This is a genomic window from Flammeovirga aprica JL-4 (genome assembly GCF_012844305.1).
In the GTDB taxonomy this organism is placed as follows: Bacteria; Bacteroidota; Bacteroidia; order Cytophagales; family Flammeovirgaceae; genus Flammeovirga; species Flammeovirga aprica.
Window position 1 is genome coordinate 1 of sequence record NZ_JABANE010000312.1, and the last position, 990, is coordinate 990.

At 33.2% G+C, this 990-nt stretch carries 2 protein-coding genes; one reads left to right on the top strand and one right to left on the bottom strand.

Features of this window, described 5'->3' with window-relative positions:
* Positions 1–247 precede the first annotated feature (247 nt).
* The gene (locus HHU12_RS34100; protein WP_169661174.1) at positions 248–691 is read left to right on the top strand and encodes a hypothetical protein; all 444 of its coding nucleotides are present in this window, start codon (positions 248–250) and stop codon (positions 689–691) included.
* A 76-nt stretch (positions 692–767) separates the two neighbouring features.
* Here the strand turns inward: HHU12_RS34100 and HHU12_RS34105 are convergent.
* A partial coding sequence (locus HHU12_RS34105) for a hypothetical protein (protein ID WP_169661175.1) occupies positions 768–990 on the bottom strand: 223 nt, incomplete at its 5' end.

Sequence of the window (990 nt, forward strand, 5' to 3'; positions counted from 1 at the left end):
ATATAGTTTATAAATGTAGAATGAATTGATCTCAGGTAAGGCAAAATTTACAGTCCTAGCCATAGCTAAGACGAAAAATTTTAACGAAGCCTGAGTTTAATTCAAATGCATTTAAGCTATAGATAATTTTGAACAGTTACTTATTGGAAATTTCCAAGAATATAGCCCTGCTTGAAACTTTTTCTTTGCACTACATGTCTAAAATTTTGATATTATATACTCGGACTCACTTTAAACTCAAAACACTATGACAACCAGAAACAGTATTATACAATTCGTCATTGATGAATTTCAGAAAACAATAGATGCATTTCATAAAGAAAGTGAAGAATCTATCAAAAACACCATCGACTCTTCTGATACAAAACTCTACGACAGTAATACAGAAGATGAAATAAGTAATATCACTATTGCCAACAGCAGTATTGATGCCCTCTCTGACAATGTTCAATCTTTAAAGAAAAGTCTTGCTCAGGAACACACCGAAGATAAAGTGAGGGGTGGCAGTGTTATAGAAACACCTATGATGTACTTAATCATGGGAACACATTTTCCTCCTCTGAAATATGAAGGGAAACAAGTCACTGGAGTCGCCGCCGATGCTCCTATTTACAAATCCATTATCGGTAAGCACAATGGTGATGAAATCAAACTGGGGAATCAGAATATCAAAGTAAAACTTTTGAAGTAAATAAAGAGAAAGTGACAGGGAAGAGATGCATTTATTTCTTCCCTTCAAAAACCTTCCGTTATCTCCTATCTAAACACTAAGAAAAGATAATCGGAACATCTAGTCCTGCTTTATTATATTCATAAAACTCTATTCCTTCTATTTTGGCCTCCTCCAAAGCACTTTTTAACTCTTCACTAATGATTGGATGTATTGAACTTTGTGAGTTGGGAAGAAAGTCATATTTTTTATCATAATAATTAGTTGCAAAAACTAAGTCAATTAAACCTTTCTTTAGGTCAGGGTTGGTTGTAAATAAT